Consider the following 24087-nt stretch of genomic DNA (forward strand, 5'->3'; position numbering starts at 1 on the left):
CCCGCGCGGCTCACCCCTGCGGGGCCGGGTCCTCGTGGGGGCGCCGGTCGGCGGTCGTGAACATCGCCCGCAGCTGCGCCTCGCCCTCGGCGCTGGAGACGAAGAACAGCTGGTCGGCGCCCTCGAGGACGTCGTCGCCCGAGGGGGTGACGGGCACGCCGTCGCGCAGGATCGCCACGAGCGAGACGTCCGGGGGCCACGGCACCTGGGAGACCATCGTGGCGATCACCGGGTGCTCGTGGGGGACCGTGTAGGCCGACAGCGAGGCCCCGCCCGTCTGCAGGGTCAGCAGCCGCACGACGTCGCCGACCTCGACGGCCTCCTCGACGAGCGCGGTCATCAGCCGCGGCGTCGACACGGCGACGTCCACGCCCCAGGCGTCGTCGAAGAGCCATTCGTTCTTGGGGTTGTTCACCCGCCCGACGGTGCGCGGCACCCCGAACTCGCTGCGCGCCAGCAGGGACACCACGAGGTTCGCCTTGTCGTCCCCGGTGGCGGCCACGACGACGTCGGTGTCCTCCAGCCCGCCCTCGCGCAGCGTCGAGAGCTCGCAGGCGTCGCCGATGATCCACTGGGCCCCGCGCAGGTCCGAGCGCCCGATCACCTCGGGCTTCTCGTCGAAGATCACGACCTCGTGGCCGTGGGACAGCAGCTCCCGGGCGATCGAGGCGCCCACGGCGCCCGCGCCCACCACGACCACCCGCATCAGCCCTGCCTCCCGTCGTCCTCGGCCGCCCCGTCGGCGTCGCGCCGCAGGGAGTTGGCGAGGTCCAGCACGTCGGGGGAGGGCGGCCGGGACAGGATCCGGGAGACGGCCTCGACCTCGTCGGTGCGCATCATCGCGTGCACCACGTCGCCGCGCTGGTAGCTGGTGTCGGGGCCCGGCAGGACGCCCTCCCCGAAGCGGGTCACGAACGCGACCCGCACCCCGGCGGCCTCCTCGATCGCCTCGAGGTGCAGTCCCGACCACGAGTCGTCGAGGGAGAGCTCCCCGAGCTGCAGCCGCCCGGAGGCCTCCCGGTAGTCGCCCGTGATGGTCTGCTCCGGCAGGATCCGGCGCAGCGCCTGGTCGGCGCTCCAGCGCACGGCCGCGACCGTGGGGATGCCCAGGCGCTGGTAGAACTCCGCGCGGTTGGGGTCGTAGATGCGCGCCACCACGCGGCGGACCTTGAACGTCTCGCGCGCCACGCGCGCGGCGATGATGTTGGAGTTGTCCCCGCTGGAGACCGCGGCGAAGGCGTAGGCCTCCTCGATCCCGGCCCGGCGCAGCACGTCCCGGTCGAAGCCCACACCGGTGACCTTCTTCCCGCCGAAGTCGCGGCGCAGCCGCCGGAAGGCGCGGTCGTCCTGGTCGATCACCGCCACGGTGTGCCCGGAGTCCTCGAGGGCGTGGGCGACCATCACGCCGACCCGCCCGACTCCCATGACTACGAAGTGCGCCATGGGCCCCAGCCTAGGCCACCGCCGGGGACCCCCGGCGCCGCCGGTCCGCCCGTGCGGGACCCGTGCGGGTGAGGAGCCGGCGCCGCCCGGGCGCCCGGCTCTGCGGGCCGGGCGCGTGTCCGGCCCGGCCGCCGGGCCGTGCCGGCGCGCGCGGGCCCGCGGCGCAGCGGTTCCGGCCCGAACAGGACGGGCCCGGTGCCGCCCGGCGGAGGGGCCGGCGGACAAGCGGGGCGGGAGGGGCTACCGTGGGGTGCCGTGCAGAGCATTCCCCGGGCGCTGAGGCGTGCACTCGTCGGCAAGCCCATCCACAGCGAGCGGGCCGGTGAGGCGGTGCTGCCCAAGCGCACGGCGCTGCCCGTGTTCTCCGCCGACGCCCTCTCCTCGGTGGCCTACGCCCCCGACGAGATCATCCTCACCCTCGCCCTGGCGGGCACCACCGCGATCGCGGTCTCGCCCTGGGTGGGCCTGGCGGTGCTCGTGGTGCTGGCGGTCGTCATCACGGCCTACCGGCAGAACGTGCACGCCTACCCCTCCGGCGGGGGCGACTACGAGATCGTCTCGAAGAACCTCGGCCGCACCGCCGGCGTGGGCGTGGGCGCGGCGCTGATGGCCGACTACGCGCTCGTCGTCGCCGTGTCCATGGCCACGGGCGCCCAGTACGTCACCGCCGCGCTGCCCGGGCTCGCCGACCGGCGGGTCGAGCTGGCCGTGGCCGGGATCCTGCTCGTGGGCCTGCTGAACCTGCGGGGCCTCGCCTTCGTGGGCCGGGCCTCCGCGGTGCCCACCTACTTCTTCCTCGCCGTGCTCGCCGCGCTGATCCTCACGGGCCTCGTCCTGGACCTCACCGGCGGGCTGGGCCCGGCCCCCAGCGCCGGGTACGAGGTGCTCCCGGCCGCCGGCCACGACGCCGGGCTGGCCGGGCTGGCCGGGGCCCTCGTCGTGCTCCGGGCCTTCTCCTCCGGGGCGGTGGCCCTCACGGGCGTGGAGACCATCACCAACTCCGTGCCCTACTTCCGCAAGCCCCGCGCCGCCAACGCCGCCGCGACCCTCGGGGTGCTCGGGGCGCTCTCGGCCGCCCTGCTGGCCGGGGTGCTCTACCTCGCCGACCGCACCGACGCGGTCGTCGTCGCCGACCCGGACCAGCAGCTGCTCATCGACGGCAGCCACCCGCCCGCCGACTTCTACCAGTACCCGGTGCTGGGGCAGCTGGCCCGCACCGTGTTCGGCACCGACTCGGTGTGGTTCTACGTCCTCGCGGCCGCGACCGTCGCCGTGCTCGTGCTCGCCGCCAGCACCGCCTTCTCCGGCTTCCCCACGCTCGCCTCCCGGCTGGCCCGCGACGCCTTCCTGCCCCGCCAGCTGCAGGCCCGCGGGGACCGCTACGCCTTCACCAACGGCATCGTGGTGCTGCTGCTCGTGGCCGTGGTGCTCACCGTGGCGTTCGAGGCCAGCGTCAACCGGCTGATCCAGCTCTACATCGTCGGGGTGTTCTTCTCCTTCACCCTCACCCAGGCCGGGATGCTGCGCCACTGGTCCCGGGTGCGCCGCGCCCGCCGCAGCCCCGAGGCCCGGCGGGCGCTGCTGCCGCGCCGGGCCGTGGCGCTCGTGGCCTTCGTGCTGTGCGCGGCCGTGCTCGTCGTGGTGCTCGTGACCAAGCTGACCCAGGGCGCGTGGATCACCCTCGTGGCCATCGCCGCCCTCGGGGCCGTGATGGCCGGGATCCGCCGCCACTACGACGCCGTGGACGCCGAGCTCGCCCTCGAGCCCGACTCCCCGGTGCGGGCCCTGCCCTCCCGCGTGCACGCCGTCATCTACGTCTCCTCGGTGCGCAAGCCGCTCATGCGCGCCCTCGCCTACGCCCGCGCCTCCCGGCCCTCCACCCTCGAGGCCGTCGTGGTCGACACCAACGCCGCCGCCACCCGCCGGATCCTCGACGAGTGGCAGCGCCTGGAGATCCCCGTGCCCGTGACCGTGCTGCACTCGCCCTACCGGGACACCATCGGCCCCGTGGTCGACCACGTGCGCGGGGTGCGGCGGAAGTCCCCCCGGGACCTCGTGGTCGTCTACCTGCCCGAGTACGTGGTGCGCCGGCGCTGGGAGCGGCTGCTCCACAACCAGGCCATCCGGCCCCTGCGCGCCCGCCTGCACCAGGAGCGCGGCGTGATGACCGCCTCCGTGCCGTGGCACCTGTCCACCGCCCAGGGCCGCGACGTCGGCCCCGAGTCCGCCGCCGCCGGCCCCCGCCGCGCCCCCGAGCAGGAAGACCGCCCGTGACCCCTCCCGCCCCCGCCGACCCCGCCGGCACCCCGCCCGCCGAGCTCGAGCTGCGCCTCGGGCCGATCGCCCACGGCGGGCACACCGTCGCCCGCACCCCCGAGGGGCGCGTCGTCTTCGTCCGCCACGGGCTCCCGGGGGAGCGCGTGCGCGTGCGCCTGACCGACGCCGGGCAGACCGCCCGCTACTGGCGCGCCGACGTGGTCGCCGTCCTCGAGGCCGACCCCGCCCGGCGCGAGCGGCACGTCTGGGCCCCCGCGGACTCCCTGCGCACGTGGGCGGAGGGCCGCCCGCCCGTGGGCGGCGCCGAGCTCGGCCACGCCGCGCTGCCCGCCCAGCGGGCGCTCAAGGCCGCCGTGGTCGCCGAGCAGCTGCGCCGGCTCGCGGGCCTCGACGGACCCGTGGAGGTCGAGCCGATGCCCGGGGAGGACCCCGAGGGGCTCGGCTGGCGCACCCGGGTCCACTTCGCCGTCGACGCCGCCGGGCGGATCGGCATGCACCCCCACCGCAGCACCGCCGTCGTGCCGGTGGCCGGCTTCCCGCTCGCGCTGCCGGGGATCGGGGCCCTCGGGCTCGCCGGGCTGGACCTGCGCGGGGTCGAGCGGGTGGACGTGGCCGCCCCCGCCGACGGCGGCGCCCCGCTGGTCCACCTCGAGCTGGCCGCCGGGGCGGACGAGGACCGGCTGCGCCGCGAGACGGCCCGGCTGCCCGCCGGCACCTCCGTGGCCGCCCGCCCGCACGGCGCGGCCCGGCCGGCCCCCTGGGCGGGCCGGCCCGCCGTCGTCGAGCACGCCGGCGACCACCGGTGGGAGGTCTCCGCCGGGGGCTTCTGGCAGATCCACCGGGCCGCCCCGGACCTGCTGCACCGGCTCGTGCCCGCCGCCGCCGCCCCGCAGCCCGGCGGCACCGCCCTGGACCTCTACGCCGGGGCCGGGCTGTTCACCGCGGCGCTCGCCGACGCCGTGGGGGAGACGGGCGCGGTCGTGGCGGTCGAGGGCTCGCCCGTCACGAGCGCCGACGCCCGGCGCACCTTCGCCGGCCGTCCCGCCGTGCGCGTCGAGCGCGGCAGCGTGGACCGCGTGCTCGCCCGCCTGTGGCCCGACGCGGGCCCGGCGCCGCGCGGCCGCCGCCGCGCCCCCCGCGGCGCGGGGATCCCCCGTCCGGGGGCCGTGGTCCTGGACCCGCCCCGCGCCGGCGCCGGCCGCGAGGTCGTGGACCGGCTGATCGCCCTCGCCCCCCGCCGGGTCGCCTACCTCGCGTGCGACCCCGCGACCCTCGCCCGGGACCTCGGGCGGTTCCGGCGGGCAGGCTGGCGCGTGCGGCAGGTGCGCGCCTTCGACATGTACCCCAACACCCACCACGTCGAGACCCTCGCCGTCCTCGAGCCCTGAGCCCTCCGGGCGGCGCCTCCGTGACGCCCGCCCGGAGGGGCGCTCCGTGGCGCCCGTCGCACACGGGCTACACTGGCCAGTGACTGTTCACGGGAGAACGCACGGCGGTGTGCCGGGTCCCTCCCGTGGGCGTTTCCAAGACGGTGGCGAGAGGAGTTCCACGCACATGAGCACGGTGGACAGCTTCGGAGCCAAAGGCGTCCTCGACGTCGACGGCACCGAGTACGAGATTTTCCGACTGAACGCGCTGGAGGGGGCCGCGAAGCTCCCGTACAGCCTGAAGGTTCTGCTCGAGAACCTGTTGCGCACCGAGGACGGCGCCAACATCACCTCCGAGCACATCCGGGCCCTGGCGGAGTGGGACGCCGAGGCCGAGCCGAGCATCGAGATCCAGTTCACGCCCGGTCGCGTGATCATGCAGGACTTCACCGGCGTGCCCTGCATCGTCGACCTCGCCACCATGCGCGAGGCGGTCGCGGACCTCGGCGGCGACCCCTCGCGCGTGAACCCGCTCGCCCCCGCCGAGCTGGTCATCGACCACTCCGTGCAGATCGACGCCTTCGGCACCGCCGACGCGATCGAGCGCAACATGGACATCGAGTACCAGCGCAACGGCGAGCGCTACCAGTTCCTGCGCTGGGGCCAGACCGCGTTCGACGACTTCAAGGTCGTGCCCCCGGGCATGGGCATCGTCCACCAGGTCAACATCGAGAACCTCGCCCGCGTCGTGATGACCCGCGAGGTCGACGGCGCGCTGCGCGCCTACCCCGACACCTGCGTGGGCACCGACTCCCACACGACCATGGAGAACGGCCTGGGCGTGCTGGGCTGGGGCGTGGGCGGCATCGAGGCCGAGGCCGCGATGCTGGGCCAGCCCATCTCGATGCTCATCCCGCGGGTGGTGGGCTTCAAGCTCACCGGCGAGATCCCCGCCGGCGCCACGGCCACCGACGTGGTGCTGACGATCACCGAGATGCTGCGCGAGCACGGCGTGGTCGGCAAGTTCGTCGAGTTCTACGGCGAGGGCGTGGGCGCGGTGCCGCTGGCCAACCGCGCGACCATCGGCAACATGAGCCCCGAGTTCGGCTCCACCGCCGCGATCTTCCCGATCGACGACGTCACCCTCGAGTACCTGCGCCTGACCGGGCGCTCCGACGAGCAGGTCGCGCTCGTCGAGGCGTACGTCAAGGAGCAGGGGATGTGGCACGACCCCTCCGAGGAGATCACCTTCTCGGAGTACCTCGAGCTGGACCTCTCCACCGTGGTCCCCTCGATCTCCGGGCCCAAGCGCCCGCAGGACCGCATCGCCCTGACCGAGGCCAAGGCGCAGTTCCACGAGGACATCAAGAACTACGCCACCCACGTCGACGACGCCGCCTCCGGCGACACCGTGGACGACGTCGCGGCGCAGTCCTTCCCGGCCTCCGACGCCCCGGGCTACACCGCGGACGACCACCAGTCCGAGGCGGACCGCCCGCGCGAGCACCACGCCCACGCCGAGAACGGCCGGCCGACCAAGCAGGTCCCCGTGACCATGCCCGACGGCCGCGAGTTCGAGCTCGACCACGGCGCCGTGTCGATCGCCTCGATCACCTCGTGCACCAACACCTCGAACCCCTCGGTGATGATGGCCGCGGCCGTGCTGGCCCGCAACGCCGTCGAGAAGGGCCTCAAGGCCAAGCCGTGGGTGAAGACCTCGATCGCCCCGGGCTCGAAGGTCGTCACCAACTACTACGAGAAGTCCGGGCTCGTCCCGGCGCTCGAGGAGCTCGGCTTCTACATCGTCGGCTACGGCTGCACCACCTGCATCGGCAACTCCGGGCCGCTGGAGGAGGAGATCTCCCAGGCGATCCAGGACAACGACCTCGCCGTGACCTCGGTGCTCTCGGGCAACCGCAACTTCGAGGGCCGGATCAACCCGGACGTGAAGATGAACTACCTGGCGTCCCCGCCGCTGGTCATCGCCTACGCCCTGGCCGGGAACATGGACTTCGACTTCGAGACCGAGCCCCTGGGCCAGGACGCGGAGGGCAACGACGTCTACCTCAAGGACATCTGGCCCGACCCGGCCGAGGTGCAGCGGATCATCGACTCCTCGATCGACACGGAGATGTTCACCCGCGAGTACGGGACCATCTTCGACGGCGACGAGCGGTGGCAGAACCTGGACACCCCGACCGGCAAGACCTTCGAGTGGAACGAGCAGTCCACCTACGTCCGCAAGCCCCCGTACTTCGAGGGCATGACGATGGAGACCACCCCGGTGGAGGACATCACGGGCGCCCGGGTGCTGCTGAAGCTGGGCGACTCGGTCACCACCGACCACATCTCCCCGGCGGGCTCCTTCAAGTCCGACACCCCGGCCGGCAAGTACCTCATCGAGCACGGCGTGGAGCGCAAGGACTTCAACTCCTACGGCTCCCGCCGCGGCAACCACGAGGTCATGATCCGCGGCACCTTCGCCAACATCCGGATCAAGAACCAGCTGCTGGACGGCGTGGAGGGCGGCTTCACCCGCGACTTCACCCGCGACGGCGGCCCGCAGGAGACCGTCTACGACGCCGCGATGAACTACAAGGAGGCCGGCGTCCCGCTGGTCGTGCTGGGCGGCAAGGAGTACGGCTCCGGGTCCTCGCGCGACTGGGCGGCCAAGGGCACCTCCCTGCTGGGCGTCAAGGCCGTCATCGCCCAGAGCTACGAGCGCATCCACCGCTCCAACCTCATCGGCATGGGGGTGCTGCCGCTGCAGTTCCCGGCCGGCGAGTCGGCGGAGTCCCTGGGCCTCGACGGCACGGAGAGCTTCGACGTCCAGGGCGTGACCGCGCTCAACGAGGGCACCACGCCGAAGACCCTGAAGGTCGTCGCCACCAAGGAGGACGGCGCCACGGTCGAGTTCGACGCGGTCCTGCGCATCGACACGCCGGGCGAGGCGGACTACTACCGCAACGGCGGCATCCTGCAGTACGTGCTGCGCCAGATCGCGAAGTGATCCCTGCCGGCCACCGCCGGTGAGCAGCGCCCGGAGGGCCCGGTCCGCACGGACCGGGCCCTCCGGCCTGCCCGGGCCCGTCGGGGCGAGCGAGTAGGATCGGGGGACGCGCCGCCCCGGAGGACCCCGGGGGGCGGGCAACGAGCGCCGAGCAGAGCGGAGGAAGCATGAGCGTGCTGGAGCGGGTCTCCGGACCGGAGGACCTCGCGGGGCTGAGCCGTGCCGAGCTGACGGAGCTCGCGGCGGAGATCCGCGACTTCCTCGTCACCCACGTCTCCGCCACGGGCGGGCACCTGGGCCCGAACCTCGGCGTGGTCGAGCTGACCGTCGCGGTGCACCGGGTCTTCGACTCGCCGCGCGACTCGATCGTCTTCGACACCGGCCACCAGTCCTACGTGCACAAGCTGCTCACGGGCCGGAAGGACTTCTCCACCCTGCGCCAGCAGGGCGGGCTCGCCGGCTACCCCGACCGCGGGGAGTCCGTGCACGACATCGTGGAGTCCTCCCACGCGTCCTCCTCCCTGTCCTGGGCCGACGGGATCTCGCGCGGCTACGCCATGACGGGTCAGGACGACCGCCACACCGTGGTCGTCGTCGGCGACGGCGCCCTGACGGGCGGCATGGCCTGGGAGGCCGTGAACAACATCGCCTCCGACCGGCGCCGGAAGGTCGTGATCGTCGTCAACGACAACGGCCGCTCCTACGCGCCGACCGTCGGCGGCTTCGCCAACCACCTCGCCGAGCTGCAGGCCAGCGTCCAGCAGGGGGTGGACGCGGTGCGCACCGACCGCCGCTACGAGCAGACCCTCGAGTCGGTCAAGCGGCTGCTCGCCTCCTCCGGGCCCCTGGGCGAGATGGTCTACCGCGGGCTGCACGGGATGAAGCAGGGCATCAAGGACGTCGTGGTGCCCCAGGGCATCTTCGAGGATCTCGGCATGAAGTACGTGGGCCCGGTCGACGGCCACGACCTCGAGGCCCTCGAGCAGGCGCTGTCCAACGCGAAGAACTTCGGTGGGCCCGTGATCGTGCACGCCATCACCGAGAAGGGCCACGGCTACGGCCCGGCGACCGCCCACGTTGACGACCAGTTCCACGCGGTGGGCGTGATCGACCCGGTGACCGGGCGCTCGACCGCCACCAGCTCCGAGCGCAGCTGGACGGCCGTGTTCCGCGACGAGATCGCCCGCATCGCCGACGAGCGCGAGGACGTCGTGGGCATCACCGGCGCGATGCTCATCCCCGTGGGGCTGCAGAAGATGCAGGCCGCCCACCCGGAGCGGGTGGTCGACGTCGGGATCGCCGAGCAGCATGCGATCGCCATGGCCGCCGGGATGGCCTACGGCGGCCTGCACCCGGTCGTGGCCCTCTACGCGACCTTCCTCAACCGCGGTTTCGACCAGCTGCTGATGGACGTCGCCCTGCACCGGGCAGGGGTCACCGTGGTCCTCGACCGGGCCGGGGTCACCGGTCCCGACGGCCCCAGCCACCACGGGATGTGGGACCTGGCGCTGCTGCAGATCGTGCCCGGGCTGCACCTGGCCGCCCCGCGCGACGAGCCCACCCTCGTGGAGGAGCTGCGCGAGGCCGTGGCCGTCGGCGACGCCCCCACGGTGGTGCGCTACCCGAAGGGTTCCGTCGGCGCCCCCGTCCCCGCCCTCGAGCGCCTCGAGGACGGCGTGGACGTGCTCGCCCGGCGCGGGGCCGAGAGCACCGCGCCCGGCGCCCGCCGCGACGTCCTGCTGGTGTCGGTCGGGGCGATGAGCGCGCTGGTCCTCGACGTCGCCGACCGGCTCGAGGCCCACGGCGTCTCCTCGACCGTGGTCGACCCCCGGTGGGTGCTGCCCGTGCCGGGCTCCGTGCTCGAGCTCGCCGCGCAGCACCGGATCGTCGTCGTCGTCGAGGACGGCGTGCGCGCCGGGGGAATCGGCTCCCGGATCCGCCAGGAGATGCGCGCGGCGGGCGTGGACACCGCCCTCAACGAGGTGGGCCTGCCCACCGAGTTCCTCGCCCACGGCTCCCGCGCCCAGGTCCTCGAGCGCGTGGGGCTCACCGCCCGGCGCGTCGCCCAGGACACGCTCGCCTCCGTGCTCGGCACCCGGGTGCCGTACGCCCGCTCCGCCGGCCCGGACACCGGGGCCGGGCCGGTCGTGCCCGGCCGGCAGGACGTGGCCGACGACGCCCGCCTGCGCCACCGCGGCTGAGCGCACGGCCCCCCGCCCGGACACCGGGGCGCCCCCTGCCCGTGGCGGGTCCCCTCGGGCGCGCTTCCGGCCCCGGACGACGGCGACCGGGCCCGGCTCACCCCTCCAGGAGGATCCGGCCGCCCTCCACGCGGACGGCGCGGGGCTCGAGCCCGGTCCCGGCGGGCCCGGCGAGGACCTCCCCGGTGGCCAGGTCGAAGCGCGAGTCGTGGCACGGGCAGACGTAGGCGCCGTCGCGCGGGGCGACCGTACACCCCTGATGCGGGCACACGGGGGAGTAGGCCACCACGGTCCCCTCCGCCGGGCGCCCGACGACGGCCTGCACCCCGTCCCGGTCCACCCTCAGGCCCGAGCCGACGGGCAGGTCCTCCAGCGCCCCGGCGTCGACCGTGCCGGCCGCGCCCTGCGGCTCGTCCCCGCTGCCGCACGCGGTCAGCGCCGCACCGGCGGCCAGCCCGGTCGCCCCGAGCACGAGGCGCCGCGACGGCCCGGAGCCCGCGCCCGGCGGTGCGCCCGGCGGTGCGGGGTGCGGCGCGGCCTCGGGCGGCAGCGCGGTCGGGGTGCTCGGCGGGGGCGCGGGCTGCTGGTGCACGGTGATCTCCTGGGCGAGGGGACGGGTCCGGCGCCAGTCTAGGCGGGCCGGTAGCCCGGTCGGCCCCCGCCCGCCCGGGCTGCCCGCGTCCGCGGCGGTGATCGCTCACAGCGGAGCACCCGCCGGGGCGGTGTCGGGACGCGGGAGGTCGTCAGTAGGATGACGACCACAGCACACGGTCCGGGACCCGCCCGGACGGACGGAAGGACACCACCATGATCAAGCGCCTCATCTTCGCGACGGGCTTCGGCGTCGGCTTCGTGGTCGGCTCGGCCTCGGGCCGCAAGAGCTACGAGACCCTCAAGGCCAACGCGCTGCGCACGTGGCAGGACCCCAAGGTCCAGGAGAAGGTCTCCGAGGGCACCGACTGGGTCAAGGCCGAGGTCCCCGTCGTCGGCGAGAAGCTGGCCGACGGGGCCAAGAAGGCCGCCGGCACGGTCGGCGCGAAGGCCTCCGACGCCTCGGCGACCGTCAAGGACAAGGTCACCGGGGGCTCGGGCGAGGGTGGCGGGACCCCGGCCGGCGGCACCGCCGCCACGAGCGACTACGCCGACCTGCGCGCGGCGGAGCCGGTGACCCCCGAGTCCCCGATGTCCCCGGCCGAGCCCCGTCCCGCCGAGGGCGAGCCCGGGAACTGACCGGTCCGGCGACGGGCCCGGCCCGCCGCGCACGAGGGCCCCGGCCGCACGGCCGGGGCCCTCGTGCGCCCGTCCGCGGGAGCGGTCCGCGCCGGCTCAGCCGGCGCTCCGGTCCTCCCCGGACCGGCCGGGATGGCCCTCCGGCCCGTGCCCGGGAGCGGCGTCGGCGGTCCCGCCGGCGTCCGCGCCGCCGTGCCCGGGGTCCGCGTGCTCCGGGTGGTGGGCGGCGGTCTCCCGCTCGGCGCGCTTGCGGGCCCGCAGCTCCCGCCAGGCCGCGGCCAGCGCGGGCGCGGTGAGCTCGACCTGCCACGGCCGGGCCCCGAGGGCGGTGAGCCGGTCCGCGACGGCCTGGTCGGAGGTGCTGCGCGGCGGCTGCCAGCACAGTCGCCGCAGGTGCTCCGGGGTCAGGAGGTTCTCCGTGGGCAGCCCGTGCTCCTCGGCCAGCCGCGCCACGATCGGCTTGAGGGCCTTCAGCCGGGCGGCCGCCTCGGGCCGCTTGGCCTCCCAGGCCTTCACCGGCGGCAGGGCCTCCGAGCGGACGGTGAAGGGCACGAGCTCGGTGGCCCGCCGCGCCTCGTCGACCGCGCGCACCCAGCGGGGGCCCTCACGGGCGGCCAGCCGCCCGTGGAAGCCGGGGGTCGCCAGCAGCTGCGGGACCGTGCGCGGCATCGCCTGCGCGGCGGCCACGAGCGCCGCATCGGGCAGCAGCCGGCCGGGGGAGAGGTCCTTGTGCTGGGCGAGCTTCTCGCGCTCCTCCCACAGGTTGCGCAGCGCGGTGAGCTGGCGGCGGCCCTTGACCTTCGTGATCCCGGAGGTCCGCCGCCACGGGTCCTTGCGCGGGGGCGCCGGCGGCGCGGTGCGCACCGCCTCGAACTCCTGCAGCGCCCACTCGAGCTTGCCGCCCTCCCGCAGCACGTCCTCGAGGGCCCAGCGCAGCTGGATGAGCATCTCCACGTCGAGCGCGGCGTAGTTGAGCCAGTCCGTCGGCAGCGGCCGCCGCGACCAGTCCACCGCGGAGTGCTCCTTGGCGAGGGTGTAGCCCAGCAGCTCCTCGGTCATCGCCGCGAGCCCGACCCGGCGCAGCCCGGCGATCCGCCCGCCCAGCTCGGTGTCGAACAGCGCGTCCGGGTGCATGTCCAGCGCCCGCAGGGAGGGCAGGTCCTGGGTGGCCGCGTGCAGGACCCACTCCACGCCGGAGAGCGCCTCCCCGAGCACGGCCAGCGAGCCGGTGGCCTCCGGGTCGATCAGCAGCGTCCCGACGCCCTCGCGGCGCAGCTGCACGAGGAAGGCCCGCTGGCCGTAGCGGAACCCGGAGGCCCGCTCGGTGTCGATGGCGGCCGGGCCGGTGCCCGCGGCGACCGCGGCCGCGGCCCGCTCGAGCCCGGCGGCGGTCCCGATCACGGGCGGGATGCCGTCGAACGGCGCGGACAGGTGCACGCTGTCGGGGATCGCGTAGTCCTCGAAGCCGGCGACCACGGGGGTCGCGGGGTTCTCGGTCGCGGCGGATCGGGCGGCTGGCTCGGTCACGGGGTCGTCTTCGATTCTGTCTCGGCCCCGGGGCGGGGCGCGGTCGGTCGGGGTGGTCCTCAGCGGCGCGGGTGCAGCACGGTCACGCCCTGCGGGTAGGGCGGCAGGCCGGCGAAGGTGCAGACCGTGTCCGCCCAGGCCGCCAGGTGGGGCTCCACGTCGGGGCCGTCGGGCGTCCACGCCGCGCGCAGCTCGACGTCGGCGCCCTCCTCCTGGTCGCCCAGCACCCCGAAGCCCTCCGCGAGGACCCGGGACGCGGTGCCGCCCTCCCGAGAATATCCGGCCCGGTGCCGCTCGAGCGCCTCGAGCAGCCAGGCCCACGCGAGCGCGCCCGTGCCCGCGTCCCGGCCGACCTCCCGGGCGACCGCCGCGCGGGCCCAGGTCACGACCCGGAAGGCCCCGCCCCAGGCCGGGGGCTCGGCGGGGTCGTGGAGCAGCACGAAGCGCCCGGTGGCCAGCTCGTCGCCGGCCGCACCGCCCGAGCGGCCACCGGCCACGAGGACGTCCGCGGCCGGACCGGAGCGGCGGCCCGCGGCCGGCGCGGCGACGACGCCCGCGACCCGGCGGACGTCGGCCCGCACGGCCACCGCGAACGGGGCGAGGTGGCCGGGGGCGGGGATCTCGGTGAGCTCGATGCCGTCCCGCGGGTGCGCCCGGCGCAGATGGGCGAGGGCGGCCCGGAAGTCCTGGGGCACCTGCGACAGGCCGTTGTCCGCACTCACACTGGCAGGGTAGGCGCTGGCCCGTCCGCGCGGGCCGTGCCACGCCGCCCGCCCCGCGGCGCGGCGGGTCCGGCCGGCGGCGGGGCGGTCAGGACTGCGCGGGCACGAGGCGGACGGAGACCGAGTTGATGCAGTAGCGCAGGTCGGTGGGCGTGGGGAAGCCCTCGCCGCCGAAGACGTGCCCGAGGTGGGAGTCGCAGGCCGCGCACCGGACCTCGACGCGCTCGGCGCCCAGGCTCGTGTCCTTGAGGTAGCGCACCCTGTCCTCCGCGAGCGGGGCCCAGAACGAGGGCCAGCCGCAGTGGGCGTCGAACTTCGTGTCCGAGCGGAACAGCTCGGCCCCGCAGGCCCGGCAGCCGTAGACGCCCTCGGTCGTGGTGTTCCAGTACTCGCCGGTGAAGGGCCGCTCCGTCCCGGCCTCCCGGAGGACGTGGAACTCCTCGGGGGTCAGGACCGCGCGCCAGTCCTGCTCGGTGCGGGGGGCTTCCCCGGCGGCCTCGCCGGGGCGGGTGGTCTCGGTCATGGCGTCCTCCTGGGTCGGGTGCTGGCTCCCGGTCCGGTCCCCGGGGCTCCGCGGCCGGCGGGCCGGGCCGTCCGCAGGGACAACGACGTGCCGGGCGGGGTTATGCCCGGGCCCCCGCGGGCGCCCGTGGAAGACTGGGGACATGCTCCGTCGACTCCTGCCGCCCGCCGCCCCCGAGCCCGAGCCGGCCGCGCAGTGGGCCCGGGGCGCGGTGGTCGGCGCCGCGGCGACCGTCGGCGCGGCCTCGCTGACGTTCGGGCTCTCCAGCGCCGCCGCGGCCTACTTCGCCCGGCAGGTCGTGGTGCCCCCGCGCTACCGCTCCGAGGACCTGCCCGTGCTGGGCACGTCCCGCACGGGGGAGGAGGGCGAGCCCGGCGCCGAGACGGTCGTGCGGCTGCCGGCCACCGTGGACACGACCGTGGAGGGCACCTACAGCCTGCGCTTCGACGCCGGGCGCGGCCACGCCCGGATCGGGGCCATCCGCTCCTGGTCGCCCGCGGAGGGCACGGTCACCCGCGTCGTCGAGGAGGTCTACTCGGGCGACCTGTCCCGGGCGAGCCGGGGCTTCTGGTCCGGGACCGTCTACCCCGATCCGGGGGCCGCCGGCCTGCCGTACGAGGAGGTCGAGATCCCCATCGAGGTCGGCCCGGCCCCGTGCTGGGTCGTGCCCGCCCACGGCGGTCCCACCCCGGCGGGGGAGCGGCCCCGGATGCTGCCCGGCCCGTGGGCGATCATGGTCCACGGCCGCGGCGCCAGCCGCATGGAGACGATCCGGGCCGTGCCCACGGCCCGCGCCCTCGGGCTGACCTCGTTGCTGATCTCCTACCGCAACGACCGGGAGGCCCCGCCCACCCACGACTTCCGCTACGGCCTCGGGTTCACCGAGTGGAAGGACGTCCAGACGGCGATCAGCTACGCGAAGTCCCGGGGGGCGACCCAGATCGTGCTCTTCGGCTGGTCGATGGGCGGGGCGATCGCGCTGCAGACGGCGGACCTGACGTTCTACCGGGACGACATCGCCGCGCTCGTGCTCACCGGCCCGGTCGTGGACTGGTTCGAGCTCATCGCCCACCACTCCCGCACCCGCCGGATCCCCTCCGGGATCGGGCGGCTGGCCACGAACCTGATCTCCCACCCCGCGGGCCGGATGCTCACCGGGCTGGCGGCCCCGGTGGACCTCAAGGCCCTGGACTGGCTCTCCCGCGCCGATCACCTGCGCACCCGCACCCTCGTGCTGCACTCGGTCGACGACGAGTTCGTGCCCGCGGCCGGCTCCCGCCGGCTCGCCGAGCTCAGCCCGCTGGTCGACTTCGTGCCCTTCACCCGGGCCCGGCACACCAAGGAGTGGAACGTGGACCCGCGCCGGTGGGAGGACGCCGTGCGCTCCTGGCTGCCGCAGCGGCTGGCCGAGCACGCCCGCACGACCGGGCCCGTGCCCGGCACCGCCGCCGGTGCGGGCAGCACCGCGGCCGAGGGCGCGGCGGGCGCTCAGGCCTGAAGCGCCGCCGTCCGGCCGCCGGTCAGCCGCAGCAGGTCGGCGGGGGCGAGCTCGACGTCGAGGCCCCGCCGGCCGCCGGAGACCAGCACGGTCCCCCACGCGAGCGCCGAGTCGTCGAGCAGCAGCGGTGCGGGCGTGCGCTGGCCCAGCGGCGAGATCCCGCCGACCACGTAGCCGGTGCGCCGCTCCGCCGCCCGCGGCTCGGCCAGTGCCGCGCGCTTCCACCCCAGTGCCGCCGCGGCCGCCCGCAGGGACAGCCGGGCGGAGACGGGCACGACCGCGACCGCCCAGTCCCGGTCGTGGACGACCATCAGCGTCTTGAGCACCTGGCCCGGGTCGCGGCCCAGGGCGGCGGCGGCCTCCGCGCCGAAGGACGCCGCGCCCGGGTCGTGGTCGTAGGGGTGCAGCACGTGGGCCACCCCGGCGTCCTCGAGCACGGCCACCGCGGCGGTGGGTCCCGTCCGGCCGCGCCCGGCCACGGCGCTCAGCCCTCCTGGAGCTCGCGGACCCGGCGCTTGATCCGGGCGAGCATGGCCGACATCCCCCGCATCCGCAGGGGCGAGACGAGCTGGGTGAGCCCGAAGCGCTCCGGCAGGTCGTCGGGGACCGCCAGGACCTCCCGGGCGGGCAGACCGTCGAGGCCCTCGTGCAGGATCGAGGCGAAGCCGCGGGTCGTCGGGGCCTCCGCGGGCGCGGAGAAGAACAGCCGCACGGGGGTCTCCGGGCCCGGGGCGGCGTCCTCGGCCCACTCGACGGCCAGGAACAGGGGGGACTGGCACTCCACGACCTGCTCGAGCTCCTCGGGGTGCTCGCCCAGCCGCTCCGGCAGCGCCGGCAGCGACCGGGAGAACTCGAGCAGCAACTGCAGCTTGTCCTCCTGCGGCACGGCCGTGAAGTCCTCGACCAGCTCCTCGAGCTGGGCCGGCAGCCCCGCGCTCACGCCCCGGCCCCCGGGGCCTCGCCGCGCTCCTCGCCCAGCACGATCGGCACGCGCACCGAGTTGCCCCACTCCGTCCAGGACCCGTCGTAGTTGCGGACCTTCTCGAAGCCCAGCAGGTACTTGAGCACGAACCACGTGTGCGAGGAGCGCTCGCCGATGCGGCAGTAGGCGATGACGTCGTCGTCGTCGCTGAGCCCCGCCTCGTCGCGGTAGACGGCCTCGAGCTCGGCCCGCGGGCGGAACCGCCCGTCCTCGGCCGCCGCCCGGGCCCACGGCACGGACGCGGCGGTGGGGATGTGCCCGCCGCGCAGGGTGCCCTCCTGCGGGTAGTCGGGCATGTGGGTGCGCTCGCCCGTGTACTCGGGCAGCGAGCGCACGTCGATCAGCGGGCCCCGCCCGAGGTGGGCGAGCACGTCCTCCTGGTAGGCCCGGCCCCGGGCGTCCTCGCGCTCGACGACGGGGTAGTCGGCGCGCGGGCGCTCGACCTTCGCCGTGGACAGCTCGCGGCCCTCGGCGACCCACTTGTCGCGCCCGCCGTTCATCAGGCGCACGTCGGGGTGGCCGAAGAGCTCGAAGACCCACAGCGCATAGGCGGCCCACCAGTTGGACTTGTCGCCGTAGACCACCACGGTCGTGTCGCGGGAGATGCCCTTGCGCGACATCAGCTCCGCGAAGCCGGCGCCGTCCACGTAGTCGCGGGTGTCGGGGCGGTTGAGGTCGGTGTGCCAGTCGACCTTGACGGCACCGGGCACGTGGCCGGTCTCGTAGAGCAGCACGTCCTCGTCGGACTCGACGACGACCACGCCGGGGTCGTCCAGGTGGTCGGCGACCCACTGGGTCGACACCAGCTTCTCGGGGTGCGCGTACTGCGCGAACTCGTCGTTGTTCTCCACGGCAACGCCCATGGTGGTTCCTTCCGGGTCGGGAGCGGGGGACCCTCGCGGGCCAGGTCTGCCCCCAGCTTAGGGGCCGGGACCGGGCGGCGCGCCCCGCCCGGGCGCGGGCTCCCGTCCGGGCCCCGCGCCCCGGCCCCGTCCGGGCCCGCCGCGGCCGGGACGCGGCGGATAGGATCGCGGGAGCACCGCCGTGCGCCCGCCGGCGCGCGGACCGCCCACCGAACCGCCGCTCCCGGCGGACAGAGAGGTCGCCCCGTGAGCACCGAGACCGTCCACCTCACCGACCGCCGCCCGCACGTGTCGGCGGATGAACTGCTGGCGGGCTTCCGGCCGTCGGAGCGCTTCGGGGAGGTCTCCTTCGACACCTACCGGCCCGACCCGCAGCAGCCCTCGCAGGCGCGGGCCGTGGAGGAGCTGCGCCGGTTCGCGGACTCGGTGGGCCGGGGCGGGGGCGGCGGCTTCCTCGCCCGTCTCTTCGGCGGCGGGTCCCGGACGGACGTGCGCCAGGGCATCTACCTCGACGGCGGCTTCGGCGTGGGCAAGACCCACCTGCTCGCCTCCCTGTGGCACGCCGTGCCCGGGCCCAAGGCCTTCGGCACGTTCGTGGAGTACACCAACCTCGTGGGCGCCCTGACCTTCCGCAAGGCCGTCGACGCGCTGAGCTCCTACACGCTCGTGTGCATCGACGAGTTCGAGCTCGACGACCCGGGGGACACCGTGCTGATGTCCCGGCTGATGCGGGAGCTCTCCGACGCCGGGGTGCGGATCGCGGCCACCTCCAACACCCTGCCGGGCTCCCTGGGCGAGGGCCGCTTCGCCGCCCAGGACTTCCAGCGCGAGATCCAGGTCCTCGCCGACCAGTTCGAGGTGCTGCGCATCGACGGCGAGGACTTCCGCCACCGCGGGCTGCCGCAGGCCCCGGCCCCGCTCGCGGACGTGGAGCTCGCGGCGGTGGTCGAGCAGCGCTTCGGGGGCCGGGTCGTGGCCGCCGACGCGTTCGCGGACCTCGTCGAGCACCTCTCGCACGTCCACCCCTCCCGCTACCGCAAGCTCATCGAGGGCGTCGACGCGGTGGTCTGGCGCGAGGTGCGCACCATCGAGCAGCAGGCCGTGGCGCTGCGCTTCGTGGTGCTCGCCGACCGTCTCTACGACAAGAACCTGCCGATCATCGCCTCGGGCCGGCCCTTCGACCAGGTCTTCACCCCGGAGATGATGGCCGGCGGCTACCAGAAGAAGTACCACCGGGCCGTCTCCCGGCTCACCGCCCTCGCCCGCGAGGGGATCCTGGGCGACGTCTCGGCCGTGTGAGGCCCCGCCCCGGCGGGGGGGCGGGGCGTGCCGCGCGGGAGGGCCGTCCGCGGGCACCGGGGGACCCTCGCGAGCACGCGGTCCCCGGTGCGGCCGCAGCGGCACCGGGGCGCGGGGAGCCCGCCCCGGGCACGACGAAGGCCCCGGCTCACGAGGAGCCGGGGCCTTGTCCCTACCTGCCGTGCGCGATACTGGGTTCGAACCAGTGACCTCTTCGGTGTGAACGAAGCGCGCTACCACTGCGCCAATCGCGCTTGCTGCTCCAGAACCATAACGCACATCCGTCGCGGTGGCCAAACGGGACCGGGGCGCGCGCCGGGGGCCGTTCCGTGACCCCCGGAGCGGCCGTCTGCGGGCCCGCCCGGGCGCACGCGCCGGCCCCGATGGGGGCTGGGGCGGCTCCGGCAGGGGGTGACCCGGCCCGGCGCCGGTGGCCCCCGGCGGCCCGCGCCGGGGCGATTTGGCGTTCCGGCGAGCGGTCCCGTACAGTCTTTCCCTGTCAGGAACACGGGTTCCCACCGGGACCGCCGCGAGGCGGGACCACCGGGTGCCGCGCAGGGCCGACCACCGGGCGACCGGGAGGAGCAGCTGTGCTAGAGTTCCGAACCGGACGATCGCCGATCGCCCGGACAGACATGCGGACGTAGCTCAGCTGGTAGAGCACCACCTTGCCATGGTGGATGTCGCGGGTTCGACTCCCGTCGTCCGCTCGCTCAGGTCACGGCACCCCGTGCCGTGACCGGCGGCCCCGTCCGCGAGGACGAGGTCCCCGGTGGGGTGGCCGAGTGGTTAGGCAGCGGCCTGCAAAGCCGTCAACGCGGGTTCGAATCCCGTCTCCACCTCGGTGCACACCCACCACGCACCGGCGGTTCCCGCGAGGGTCCCGGCGGACAGGCGCGATTGGCGCAGCGGTAGCGCGCTTCCCTGACACGGAAGAGGTCACTGGTTCGATCCCAGTATCGCGCACGAGGGCGAAGGCCCCGGCTCGGCGAGTCGGGGCCTTCGCTGTGCCCGGGGTGCGTCCTTGTCCGAGGCGCCCGGTAGCGTGCCGGACGGAGCCCGGGGGACCGGGGCGGCGAGAGCGGGGAAGGCGGCGAGCGGCGTGACACAGCCCAGGCTGGCGGAGCAGACCGAGTACGGCAGGATGTACGCGCGCTCCACCTCGGAGCAGGCCACCGTCCCGTCCATCACCACGGTCATCTCCCGCGCCGCCCACGACCTCGGCGGCTGGTACGGCTACACCGCCGCCCAGGCCGCCGTGCGCGACGACCGGCTGCGCCAGGCCCTCGGCTCGCCCGCGCAGCTGCGCGCCGTGGTCCGCGACGCCGCGAAGGCCGCCGAGCGCCACCGGGACGCCGCCGCGGCCCGCGGCGACCGGGTGCACTCCTACGCCGAGCAGATCGCCCTGCGCGCCATGGGCCGCCCGCACCGGGCCGCCGAGGCCCGCGCGACCCTCGCCGAGCACGGCGAGGAGCGCTTCGCCTCCCGCTTCGACGAGTGGTGGGACCTCTACGCCCCCGAGCCGCTCGCGGTCGAGGTCACCGTGTGGAACTCCACCGTCGGCTACGCCGGCACCCTCGACCTCGTGGCCCGCATCGCCGGGCGCACCTGCCTGATCGACTACAAGACCAAGGGCACCGACCGGGACGGGCGGGTCAAGGCCCTGGACCCCAAGGTCGTCACCCAGCTCGTCGCCGGCCTCAAGGCCGAGGAGCAGCTCGTCGACGCCGAGACCGGCCGGTGGGAGCCCTGGGCCCACGGGGACGCCGACCTGCTGCTGGGCGTCGCGATCGGGGAGACCGAGGTCGTGCCCGTGCAGGCGGTGCCGGCGGTGCTCGAGGCCCACTGGTACAAGTTCTGCGCCCTGCACCGGGTCTGGACGCACGAGACCGCCCTGGCCGCCGCGGGGCCGGCCCTGCGCCCCGTCCCGCCCCCGCCCGTGACCGCCCCGCCCGCGCCCGCCCCGGCCGCCGACTGAGGCCCCGGCGTGCCCGGGCGCCGGGCGCCCCGTAGACTCGGGAGGGTCGGAAGCGAGGTCCCTCCATGCCCATCCTGCCCGTCCGCACCATCGGCGACCCCGTCCTGCGCACCCGCGCGCAGGAGGTCACGGTGCACGACGACGCCCTGCGCCGCCTCGTGGCGGACATGCACGAGACGATGCTCGACGTCGGCGGCGTCGGCCTGGCCGCGCCCCAGGTCGGGGTGAGCCTGCGCGTGTTCACGTGGGCGGTCGAGGGCTCGAGCGGCCACGTCGTCAACCCGGTGCTGGAGGTCGGCGAGGAACCCCAGGAGGGCGGGGAGGGCTGCCTGTCCGTGCCCGGGCTCGGCTTCGAGACCCCGCGCCGGAACTGGGCCCGCGTCACGGGCACGGACGTCCACGGCGAGCCCCTGGTCGTCGAGGGCACCGGGCTGCTCGCCCGGCTGCTCCAGCACGAGACCGACCACCTGGACGGGCGCCTCTACGTCGACCGCCTCGAGGGCCCCGCCCGGCGGGAGGCGATGCGCGCCCTGCGCGCCGCCGACTACGGCCGGGTCGTGGGCGAGGTCGCGGAGGAGCGGGCCGGTTCCGTCGGCTCCTCCTTCGGCGCCTGACCCCGGCCCCGCCCCCCCGTGCAGACCCCAGGAGACCCGTGAAGATCCTCTACGCCGGCACGCCCGCCGTGGCCGTGCCGCCCCTCGTCCACCTCGCCGAGCGCCCCGACGCCGAGATCGTCGGCGTGCTCACCCGCACGGACGCCCCCGTGGGCCGGCGCCGGGTGCTCACGCCCTCGCCCGTGGCCCAGGAGGCCGAGCGGCGCGGCCTGCCCGTGCTGAAGGCCAACCGCGTGGACGCCGCGCTGACCGGACGGCTCCGGGAGCTCGGCGCCGACGTCGCCGCGGTGGTCGCCTACGGGGCGCTGGTGCCGCAGGAGGCCCTCGAGGCGCTGCCGCACGGGTGGGTGAACCTGCACTTCTCCCTCCTGCCGCGCTGGCGCGGGGCGGCCCCCGTCCAGCGGGCCCTCATGGCGGGGGAGGCGGTCGCGGGCGCGAGCACGTTCCTGCTCGAGACCGGGCTCGACACCGGGCCCGTGATCGCCACCACGACCGACCCGGTGCGCCCGGAGGACACCGCCGGCACCGTCCTGGACCGGCTCTCCCGGACCGCGGCGCCCCTGCTCGCGGACTCGCTGCGGGCCGTGGTCGACGGCACCGCCCGCCCCGAGCCCCAGCGCGGGGAGGTCACCCTCGCCCCCAAGCTCACCGGGGAGGACGCCCGCGTGCGCTGGGAGGAGCCCGCCGCGGCCGTGGCCGCCCGGGTGCGCGGGGTGAGCCCCGAACCGGGTGCCTGGACCCTCCTGGACGGGCGCCGGCTCAAGCTCGGGCGCGTCGAGTCCCGCCCGGACGAGCACGGCCTGGCCCCCGGCGAGTGCGCCCTGCGCGACGGGTCGGTGCTCGTGGGCACCGGCGCCGGCGCCGTGCGCCTGACCGAGGTGCAGCCGGCCGGGAAGAAGGCCATGGACGCCGCCGCCTGGATGCGCGGCACGGGCACGGCCGGGGTGGTGCTCGGATGAGCCCCCGCGAGTCGGGACCCGGCGGGAACGACCGCCGCGGGCAGCGGCCCGGGCACGGCGACGGCTCCCGCCGCAACGCCCGCGGCCACGAGCGCAACCGGCGCGGGCTCGCCGAGCGGCAGCGCTCCGCCGCGGCCCCCTCCCGCCGCACCCGCGGCGCGGACCCGGCCCGGCTGGCCGCGTTCGAGACGCTGCGGGCCGTGAGCGCCGAGGGCGCCTACGGCAACCTCGTGCTCCCCGGGCTGGTGCGCGCCCACCGGCTCGACCGGCGGGACGCCGCCTTCGCCACCGAGCTGGCCTACGGGGCGCTGCGCCGCCAGGGCACCTGGGACGCGGTCCTCGCCCGGTGCGTGGACCGTCCCCTCGACCGCCTCGACGGCGCGGTCCTCGACGCCCTGCGCCTGGGCGTCCACCAGCTGCTCGCGATGCGCGTGCCCGACCACGCCGCCCTGGACCGCACCGTGGGCCTCGTGCGCGCCGAGATCGGGGCCGGGCCCGGCGGCCTGGTCAACGCCGTCCTGCGCAAGGTCGCGGCCAAGGACCTGGCGGCCTGGACGGCGGAGCTCGAGGCCGGGGCCCCCGACGAGACCGCGCGCCTGGGCCTGCGCCACGCCCACCCGGCGTGGCAGGTGCGTGCCCTGCGCCAGGCGCTCGTGGCCCACGGCCGCGACGCCGGCGAGCTCGAGGCGCTGCTCGAGGCCGACAACGCGCCCCCCGTGGTCAACCTCGTGGCGCTGCCCGGGCTGGGCGAGCTGGACGAGGCCCTCAGGGCCGGGGCCCGGGCCGGGGAGCTCGTGCCCGGCTCGGCGCTCAGCAGCGGCGGGGACCTGCACCGGCTCGCCTCCGTGCGCGCCGGCGGCGTCCGCGTCCAGGACGCTGGCTCGCAGCTGGTCGCCCGCGCCCTCGTGGCCGCCGGCGGGGACGTCGCCGCCGGCGAGCGCTGGCTGGACCTGTGCGCCGGGCCCGGCGGGAAGGCCGCCCTGCTGGCCGCGCTCGCCGACGCCCACGGCGCCCGGCTGACCGCCAACGAGGTCGCCCCGCACCGGGCGGAGCTCGTGCGCCGGGCCCTGCGCCCCGTGCCCGCGCGGGCATGGGAGGTGCGCACGGGCGACGGCCGGGAGGCCGCGGCGCTGCTGGGCGGGCGCCCCGCCGCCGAGGCCGGCTTCGACCGGGTGCTCGTCGACGCCCCGTGCACCGGGCTGGGCGCCCTGCGCCGCCGCCCCGAATCGCGCTGGCGGCGCACCCCCCGCGACCTCGCCGAGCTGGGGCCGCTGCAGCGGCAGCTGCTGCGGGCCGCGGCCGACGTCACCCGCCCCGGCGGGCTGATCGCCTACGTCACCTGCTCCCCGCACGCGGCCGAGACCCTGGCCGTGGTCGAGGACGTCCTGCGCGAGCGCCGGGACCTCGAGGCGGTCGACGCCCTCGGCCCCGTCCGGGAGGCGGCCCTGCCCGGGTCCCTCGAGGGCGAGCGGGACCCGGGCCTGTCCCGGGACGGCGGTCCCGCCACCGTCCAGCTGTGGCCCCACGTCCACGGCACCGACGCCATGTTCCTGGCCCTGCTGCGCAGGCGCTGACCGCACCCCGACCGACCGAA

At 76.0% G+C, this 24087-nt stretch carries 20 protein-coding genes and 4 tRNA genes; 14 read left to right on the forward strand and 10 right to left on the reverse strand.

All coding sequences use genetic code 11. The annotated features are described in order from the left end of the window. Window positions 1–10: 10 nt before the first annotated feature. Window positions 11–706, reverse strand: coding sequence for a potassium channel family protein (locus AS188_RS09235; protein WP_058858610.1), 696 nt, complete (start codon window positions 704–706; stop codon window positions 11–13). After that, on the reverse strand, window positions 706–1443 hold the full coding sequence (locus AS188_RS09240) for a potassium channel family protein (protein ID WP_058858611.1): 738 nt from the start codon (window positions 1441–1443) through the stop codon (window positions 706–708). The genes AS188_RS09235 and AS188_RS09240 overlap by 1 nt, the downstream gene beginning before the upstream one ends. A gap of 255 nt (window positions 1444–1698) precedes the next feature. On the opposite strand from AS188_RS09240, the gene AS188_RS09245 reads away from it, so the two are divergent. The 4 genes from AS188_RS09245 (at window position 1699) to dxs (ending at window position 10298) form a co-directional block, all read left to right on the forward strand. After that, the gene (locus tag AS188_RS09245; RefSeq protein WP_058858612.1) at window positions 1699–3717 is read left to right on the forward strand and encodes an APC family permease; all 2019 of its coding nucleotides are present in this window, start codon (window positions 1699–1701) and stop codon (window positions 3715–3717) included. After that, window positions 3714–5108, forward strand: a complete 1395-nt coding sequence (locus tag AS188_RS09250; RefSeq protein WP_058858613.1) for a class I SAM-dependent RNA methyltransferase — start codon at window positions 3714–3716, stop codon at window positions 5106–5108. The genes AS188_RS09245 and AS188_RS09250 overlap by 4 nt, the downstream gene beginning before the upstream one ends. Before the next feature lie 166 nt (window positions 5109–5274). Then, window positions 5275–8097 (forward strand): aconitate hydratase, encoded by a 2823-nt coding sequence (locus AS188_RS09255; RefSeq protein ID WP_058858614.1) that lies wholly within the window; start codon window positions 5275–5277, stop codon window positions 8095–8097. A gap of 167 nt (window positions 8098–8264) precedes the next feature. After that, complete coding sequence (dxs, locus tag AS188_RS09260) at window positions 8265–10298, forward strand: 1-deoxy-D-xylulose-5-phosphate synthase (RefSeq protein WP_058858615.1); 2034 nt, start codon at window positions 8265–8267, stop codon at window positions 10296–10298. Between the two features lie 97 nt (window positions 10299–10395). Here dxs and AS188_RS09265 read toward each other — a convergent pair whose 3' ends face one another. Beyond that, the gene (locus tag AS188_RS09265; RefSeq protein WP_236944956.1) at window positions 10396–10890 is read right to left on the reverse strand and encodes a Rieske (2Fe-2S) protein; all 495 of its coding nucleotides are present in this window, start codon (window positions 10888–10890) and stop codon (window positions 10396–10398) included. Window positions 10891–11105: 215 nt separating this feature from the next. Between AS188_RS09265 and AS188_RS09270 the strand changes: the two genes are divergently transcribed. Beyond that, window positions 11106–11528 (forward strand): hypothetical protein, encoded by a 423-nt coding sequence (locus AS188_RS09270; RefSeq protein WP_058858616.1) that lies wholly within the window; start codon window positions 11106–11108, stop codon window positions 11526–11528. A 96-nt stretch (window positions 11529–11624) separates the two neighbouring features. Here AS188_RS09270 and AS188_RS09275 read toward each other — a convergent pair whose 3' ends face one another. The 3 genes from AS188_RS09275 to msrB all read right to left on the reverse strand — a co-directional run bounded on the left by AS188_RS09275 (window position 11625) and on the right by msrB (window position 14300). After that, window positions 11625–13055, reverse strand: coding sequence for an HRDC domain-containing protein (locus AS188_RS09275; protein ID WP_373865624.1), 1431 nt, complete (start codon window positions 13053–13055; stop codon window positions 11625–11627). A 59-nt stretch (window positions 13056–13114) separates the two neighbouring features. Next, window positions 13115–13777, reverse strand: a complete 663-nt coding sequence (locus AS188_RS09280) for a DUF3000 family protein (protein ID WP_058858617.1) — start codon at window positions 13775–13777, stop codon at window positions 13115–13117. An 88-nt stretch (window positions 13778–13865) separates the two neighbouring features. Next, window positions 13866–14300, reverse strand: a complete 435-nt coding sequence (gene msrB / locus AS188_RS09285) for a peptide-methionine (R)-S-oxide reductase MsrB (protein WP_058858618.1) — start codon at window positions 14298–14300, stop codon at window positions 13866–13868. Between the two features lie 142 nt (window positions 14301–14442). Between msrB and AS188_RS09290 the strand changes: the two genes are divergently transcribed. Next, entirely contained in the window at window positions 14443–15798 is a 1356-nt protein-coding gene (locus tag AS188_RS09290) for an alpha/beta hydrolase family protein (protein ID WP_083529367.1), read from the forward strand. On the opposite strand, the gene ybaK is transcribed toward AS188_RS09290, so the two are convergent. Genes ybaK through AS188_RS09305 form a run of 3 tightly spaced genes read right to left on the reverse strand, consistent with a single transcriptional unit; the run spans window position 15789 to window position 17643 of the window. Then, entirely contained in the window at window positions 15789–16277 is a 489-nt protein-coding gene (ybaK, locus tag AS188_RS09295; protein ID WP_083529368.1) for a Cys-tRNA(Pro) deacylase, read from the reverse strand. The genes AS188_RS09290 and ybaK overlap by 10 nt on opposite strands. Before the next feature lie 5 nt (window positions 16278–16282). After that, on the reverse strand, window positions 16283–16738 hold the full coding sequence (locus tag AS188_RS09300) for a SufE family protein (protein ID WP_058858619.1): 456 nt from the start codon (window positions 16736–16738) through the stop codon (window positions 16283–16285). Next, window positions 16735–17643, reverse strand: coding sequence for a sulfurtransferase (locus AS188_RS09305; RefSeq protein WP_058858620.1), 909 nt, complete (start codon window positions 17641–17643; stop codon window positions 16735–16737). Before AS188_RS09305 ends, AS188_RS09300 begins: the two co-directional genes overlap by 4 nt. A 246-nt stretch (window positions 17644–17889) precedes the next feature. On the opposite strand from AS188_RS09305, the gene zapE reads away from it, so the two are divergent. Continuing rightward, window positions 17890–18942, forward strand: coding sequence for a cell division protein ZapE (gene zapE / locus AS188_RS09310; protein ID WP_058858621.1), 1053 nt, complete (start codon window positions 17890–17892; stop codon window positions 18940–18942). Window positions 18943–19124: 182 nt separating this feature from the next. Here zapE and AS188_RS09315 read toward each other — a convergent pair. Further along, window positions 19125–19196: transfer RNA gene (locus AS188_RS09315), tRNA-Val, on the reverse strand. Between the two features lie 383 nt (window positions 19197–19579). Here AS188_RS09315 and AS188_RS09320 point away from each other — a divergent pair. The 7 genes from AS188_RS09320 (at window position 19580) to AS188_RS09350 (ending at window position 24067) form a co-directional block, all read left to right on the forward strand. Next, window positions 19580–19652, forward strand: a tRNA-Gly gene (locus AS188_RS09320). A gap of 61 nt (window positions 19653–19713) precedes the next feature. Continuing rightward, a tRNA-Cys gene (locus tag AS188_RS09325) sits at window positions 19714–19784 on the forward strand. Window positions 19785–19836: 52 nt separating this feature from the next. Then, a tRNA-Val gene (locus AS188_RS09330) sits at window positions 19837–19908 on the forward strand. A gap of 136 nt (window positions 19909–20044) precedes the next feature. Further along, window positions 20045–20920 carry a cytochrome gene (locus AS188_RS09335; RefSeq protein ID WP_058858622.1) on the forward strand — a complete coding sequence of 292 codons (876 nt, stop codon included), beginning with the start codon at window positions 20045–20047 and terminating at the stop codon, window positions 20918–20920. Window positions 20921–20985: 65 nt separating this feature from the next. Beyond that, a complete protein-coding gene (gene def, locus AS188_RS09340; protein WP_058858623.1) occupies window positions 20986–21534 on the forward strand; it encodes a peptide deformylase in 549 nt (182 codons plus the stop codon). Between the two features lie 38 nt (window positions 21535–21572). Further along, window positions 21573–22493 (forward strand): methionyl-tRNA formyltransferase, encoded by a 921-nt coding sequence (gene fmt / locus AS188_RS09345; RefSeq protein ID WP_058858624.1) that lies wholly within the window; start codon window positions 21573–21575, stop codon window positions 22491–22493. Further along, window positions 22490–24067, forward strand: coding sequence for an RsmB/NOP family class I SAM-dependent RNA methyltransferase (locus AS188_RS09350; protein ID WP_058858625.1), 1578 nt, complete (start codon window positions 22490–22492; stop codon window positions 24065–24067). Before fmt ends, AS188_RS09350 begins: the two co-directional genes overlap by 4 nt. The last annotated feature ends 20 nt before the right edge of the window (window positions 24068–24087 follow it).

Origin of the sequence: Kocuria flava (assembly GCF_001482365.1) — a bacterium.
GTDB lineage: Bacteria > Actinomycetota > Actinomycetes > Actinomycetales > Micrococcaceae > Kocuria > Kocuria flava.